General features: G+C 67.8%; 5 protein-coding genes and 1 pseudogene. All 6 read left to right on the forward strand.

Annotated features, from left to right (window positions below; all coding sequences use genetic code 11):
- On the forward strand, positions 1–794 hold a 794-nt coding region (locus QOD90_RS09820), incomplete at its 5' end, for an aspartate aminotransferase family protein (protein ID WP_526349086.1).
- Complete coding sequence (argF, locus tag QOD90_RS09825; RefSeq protein WP_526349088.1) at positions 791–1,726, forward strand: ornithine carbamoyltransferase; 936 nt, start codon at positions 791–793, stop codon at positions 1,724–1,726. The genes QOD90_RS09820 and argF, both read left to right, overlap by 4 nt.
- A 7-nt stretch (positions 1,727–1,733) precedes the next feature.
- On the forward strand, positions 1,734–2,210 hold the full coding sequence (locus QOD90_RS09830; RefSeq protein ID WP_526349090.1) for an arginine repressor: 477 nt from the start codon (positions 1,734–1,736) through the stop codon (positions 2,208–2,210).
- A gap of 44 nt (positions 2,211–2,254) precedes the next feature.
- Positions 2,255–3,454: an argininosuccinate synthase gene (locus QOD90_RS09835; RefSeq protein ID WP_526349092.1), complete on the forward strand. Its 1,200-nt coding sequence runs from the start codon at positions 2,255–2,257 to the stop codon at positions 3,452–3,454.
- Positions 3,454–4,869, forward strand: a complete 1,416-nt coding sequence (argH, locus tag QOD90_RS09840; RefSeq protein ID WP_526349094.1) for an argininosuccinate lyase — start codon at positions 3,454–3,456, stop codon at positions 4,867–4,869. The genes QOD90_RS09835 and argH overlap by 1 nt, the downstream gene beginning before the upstream one ends.
- 69 nt (positions 4,870–4,938) lie before the next feature.
- Positions 4,939–5,177: pseudogene (locus tag QOD90_RS09845) on the forward strand (homocysteine S-methyltransferase family protein); the annotation flags it as partial.

The raw sequence follows: 5,177 nt of genomic DNA on the forward strand, positions 1-5,177 counted from the left end.
GTGCCTTCCACGGCCGCACCATGGGCTCGCTTTCGCTCACGGGGCAGCCGTCGAAGCAGGCACCGTTCGAGCCGCTGCCCGGCAACGTCACCCACGTGCCGTACGGCGACGTCGACGCGCTCGCCGCCGCCGTCACCGACCAGACCGCTGCGGTGTTCCTCGAGCCGATCATGGGGGAGGGTGGGGTCGTCACGCCCCCCGCGGGCTACCTCGTCGCGGCCCGTGAGATCACCGCCCGGCACGGCGCTCTGCTGGTGCTCGACGAGGTCCAGACCGGAGTCGGCCGCACCGGCACCTTCTTCGCGCATCAGCACGACGGCGTCACGCCGGACGTCGTCACCCTGGCGAAGGGACTCGGCGGTGGGCTGCCGATCGGCGCCTGCCTGGCCATCGGCGATGCCGCAGGGCTGTTGACGCCGGGCCTGCACGGCAGCACCTTCGGGGGCAACCCGGTGTGCACCGCCGCCGCGCTCGCCGTCCTCAGGACACTGGCCGCCGATGACCTCATCGCCCGCGCCGACGTGCTCGGCAAGACGATCAGCCACGGCGTCGAGGCGATCGGCCATCCGCTCGTCGATCACGTCAGGGGGCGCGGCCTACTTCGCGGCATCGTGCTGACCGCGCCGAAGGGCAAGGCGGTCGAGGCCGCAGCCCGCGAGGCGGGCTTCCTGGTCAACGCCGCGGCACCCGACGTCGTCCGACTCGCCCCGCCGCTAGTGGTCACGGAAGCCCAAATCGACGCGTTCCTCGCCGCATTGCCTGCGGTCCTCGACACCGCTGTGGAGGCATCATGACGATCAGGAACTTCCTCCGCGACGACGATCTCTCACCGAGTGAGCAAGCCGAAGTCCTCGCTCTTGCAGCCGAACTCAAGAAGGCGCCGTTCAGTGCGCGGCCACTCGAGGGACCGCGCGGCGTCGCCGTGATCTTCGAGAAGAATTCGACGAGGACACGCTTCTCCTTCGAGATGGGCATCGCCCAGCTGGGTGGTCACGCCGTCGTGGTGGACGGCCGCAGCACCCAATTGGGCCGGGAGGAGACGCTGGAGGACACCGGCCAGGTGCTGTCCCGTTACGTCGATGCCATCGTGTGGCGGACCTTCGCACAGGAACGGTTGACCGCCATGGCCTCCGGCGCGACCGTGCCGATCGTCAACGCGCTGTCCGACGAGTTCCACCCTTGCCAGGTACTCGCCGATCTGCAGACCCTTGCCGAACGCAAGGGGGGGATGTCGGGCCTTAAAGGGCTGAAGCTGGCCTACTTCGGTGACGGCGCCAACAACATGGCGCACTCGCTGATGCTGGGCGGCGTCACCGCGGGGATCCACGTCACGATCGCCGCGCCAACGGGTTTCGAACCCGCCAGGCAGTTCGTGGCGGCCGCCGAACGCCGCGCAGCCGAGACCGGCGCCACCGTCACCGTGACGGCCGACGCGAAGGCCGCAGCCGACGGTGCCGACGTCCTGGTAACCGACACGTGGACGTCGATGGGCCAGGAGAACGACGGGCTCGACCGCGTCCGCCCATTCCGGTCGTTCCAGGTGAACGGCGAGATGCTCGACCGTGCCAACTCGGATGCCGTTGTCCTGCACTGTCTTCCGGCTCACCGCGGACACGAGATCACCGACGACGTCATCGACGGACCACAAAGCGCCGTTTGGGACGAGGCCGAGAACCGCCTACACGCACAGAAGGCGTTGCTGGTCTGGTTGTTGGACAAGTCATGAGCCGCTCGTGACCACCGCTACCAGGGCAGGACGACAGGCGCGCATCGTGACGCTCCTGTCGTCCAACTCGGTGCGCAGTCAGAGTGAACTCGCCGCGATGCTGGCGGCCGACGGGATCGACGTCACACAGGCCACGCTGTCCAGGGATCTCGAAGAGCTCGGCGCGGTGAAGCTACGCGGCGCCGACGGCGGCACCGGGGTGTACGTCGTGCCGGAGGACGGCAGCCCCGTCCGTGGGGTGTCTGGCGGCACCGACCGGATCACCAAGCTGCTAGGCGAGCTGCTCGTCTCCACCGACGCGAGCGGCAACCTGGCCATTCTGCGCACCCCGCCCGGCGGGGCGCACTACCTGGCCAGCGCCATCGATCGTGCCTCCCTGCCCTACGTCGCAGGCACGATCGCCGGGGATGACACCATTCTGGTCGTCGCGCGTGAACCCATGACGGGTGCCGAACTGGCTAGCACCCTCGAACACCTGCAGTAACTTTTAGAACCGACAGCCCCAAGAACTCAAGGAGATCGATCTTCATGTCCGAACGCGTCATCCTGGCGTACTCCGGTGGTCTGGACACCTCCGTCGCGATCAGCTGGATTGGCAAGGAGACCGGGCGCGAGGTCGTGGCCGTCGCCATCGATCTCGGCCAGGGCGGTGAGGACATGGAGGTCGTGCGGCAGCGCGCGCTCGACTGTGGCGCCGTCGAAGCCGTGGTGGTGGACGCTCGTGACGAGTTCGCCGAGGAGTACTGCCTGCCGACCATTCAGAGCAACGCGCTCTACATGGATCGCTATCCGCTGGTGTCGGCGATCAGCCGCCCGCTGATCGTCAAGCATCTGGTCGAGGCCGCTCGTGAGCACGGCGGTGGCATCGTCGCCCACGGGTGCACCGGAAAGGGCAACGACCAGGTTCGCTTCGAGGTCGGATTCGCCTCGCTGGCACCCGATCTCGAGGTGCTGGCGCCCGTCCGCGACTACGCGTGGACCCGGGAAAAGGCCATCGCCTTCGCCGAGGAAAACGCCATTCCGATCAACGTCACCAAGCGGTCGCCCTTCTCCGTCGACCAGAACGTGTGGGGCCGGGCAGTGGAAACCGGCTTCCTGGAACACCTCTGGAACGCGCCGACGAAGGACGTGTACGACTACACCGAGGACCCCACGGTCAACTGGAGCAGCCCGGACGAGGTCATCGTCGGCTTCGAGCAGGGCAAGCCCGTCTCGATCGACGGCAGGCCCGTGTCGGTGCTCGAGGCCATCGTCGAGCTGAACCAGCGCGGGGGCGCCCAGGGTGTCGGCCGACTCGACGTCGTCGAGGATCGGTTGGTGGGCATCAAGAGTCGCGAGATCTACGAGGCGCCCGGCGCCATGGTGCTGATCACCGCGCACACCGAACTCGAACACGTCACGCTCGAGCGCGAACTCGCCAGATTCAAGCGGACCACCGACCAGCGGTGGGGCGAGTTGGTATACGACGGACTCTGGTACTCGCCGCTCAAGCGCGCGCTCGAGTCGTTCGTCGCCGACACCCAGTCGCACGTGACGGGGGAGATCCGAATGGTGTTGCACGGTGGCCACATTGCGGTCAACGGCAGGCGCAGCGCCGAGTCGCTGTACGACTTCAACCTGGCCACCTACGACGAGGGCGACACCTTCGACCAGTCCAGCGCGAAGGGCTTCGTCCACGTGCACGGGCTGTCGTCGAAGATCGCCGCCCAACGGGACCTGAAGAACTGATGCCCAGCACCAACGAGGGTTCACTGTGGGGCGGACGGTTCGCCGACGGCCCATCGGACGCCCTCGCCGCGTTGAGCAAGTCCACTCACTTCGACTGGGTGCTGGCGCCCTATGACGTGAGGGCGTCCAAGGCCCACACCCTGGTGCTCTTCCGCGCCGGCCTGTTGAACGAGGATCAGCGCGACGGACTGCTCGCCGGGTTGGACGCGCTCGGCGCGGACGTCGCCGACGGCAGCTTCGGACCGCTGCCCACCGACGAGGACGTGCACGGTGCGCTCGAGCGCGGCCTGATCGATCGTGCCGGTGACGACCTCGGTGGACGGCTCCGGGCGGGCCGGTCGCGAAACGACCAGGTGGCCACGCTGTTCCGGATGTGGCTGCGCGACGCGATGAGGGTCGTCGGCAACGCCGTGCTCGACGTCGTCGGTGCGTTGGCCACCCAGGCGGCTTCGCATCCAACAGAGATCATGCCAGGCAAGACCCATCTGCAGTCGGCCCAGCCGATCCTGCTGGCGCATCATCTGCTGGCCCACGCGCACCCGCTGCTGCGCGACGTCGACCGGATCATCGACTTCGACGATCGCGCCGCGGTGTCGCCGTATGGCTCCGGGGCGTTGGCGGGCTCGTCGTTGGGCCTCGACCCGGACGCGATCGCCGCCGACCTTGGCTTCACCGCTGCCGCCGACAACTCGATCGATGCGACGGCGTCCCGCGACTTCGCGGCCGAAGCTGCCTTCGTGCTGGCGATGATCGCCGTCGACCTGTCCCGGCTGGCGGAGGACATCATCCTCTGGAGCACAACGGAATTCGGCTACGTCAAGCTGCACGATTCGTGGTCCACCGGTAGTTCGATCATGCCGCAGAAGAAGAACCCCGATATCGCCGAGCTGGCTCGTGGCAAGTCCGGCCGCCTGATCGGCAACCTCGCCGGACTGTTGGCCACGCTCAAGGCGCAACCGCTTGCGTACAACCGCGATCTGCAGGAGGACAAGGAGCCGGTCTTCGACTCGGTGGCCCAGCTGCAGCTGCTGCTACCCGCGATGGCCGGGCTCGTCGGCACGCTCACCTTCGACGCCGACCGGATGGCGGAGCTGGCACCACGCGGCTACACGCTGGCCACCGACATCGCGGAGTGGATGGTGCGACAAGGCATCCCATTCCGGGTGGCACACGAGGCCGCTGGTTCTGCCGTCAAGGCCGCCGAGGCGCGCGGCATCGGGCTCGAAGAACTGGCCGACGACGAGCTGGCTGCCATTCACCCGGGACTGACGGCCGAGGTCAGAGAGGTGCTGACCGTCGCAGGATCGGTCAACTCGCGCGACGCCCGCGGCGGCACCGCGCCGGTTCAGGTCGCCAAGCAGCTCGGCGTCGTCCGCGATACCGCAGACCAGTTGCGGATCAGCCTGCGCGGTTGACGGATGCACGGCTAACCTGACCTCGGATCTCGGCGCGGGGGCGCAGGGCGCGGGGCACGGGGGATCGGCATGACCACACAGTTTCCAATGCAGCAGCCTGGGTTGAATTACCTGACCGAGGGCGGCCAAGAGACCGAGATCATGTACAAGTACGGGTTCGACCTCCCGAGCTTCGCGCTATATCCCATGCTCGACGACCCGCGCGCCGTGGCTGAATTGAACGGGATGTACGGCCGGTATCTCGACACCGCCGCGCGCCACGGCTTCGGGGTGGTCGTCGGCGGCCTCGACTACCGGGCCAGCCCGGA

This window comes from Mycobacterium sp. (assembly GCF_032161845.1).
In the GTDB taxonomy this organism is placed as follows: Bacteria; Actinomycetota; Actinomycetes; order Mycobacteriales; family Mycobacteriaceae; genus Mycobacterium.

Bases quoted from the DNA above. Each gene is read 5' to 3' on its own strand.
- QOD90_RS09835 (WP_526349092.1), top strand. From the start codon at position 2,255: ATGTCCGAACGCGTCATCCTGGCGTACTCCGGTGGTCTGGACACCTCC.
- argF (WP_526349088.1), top strand. From the start codon at position 791: ATGACGATCAGGAACTTCCTCCGCGACGACGATCTCTCACCGAGTGAG.
- argH (WP_526349094.1), top strand. From the start codon at position 3,454: ATGCCCAGCACCAACGAGGGTTCACTGTGGGGCGGACGGTTCGCCGAC.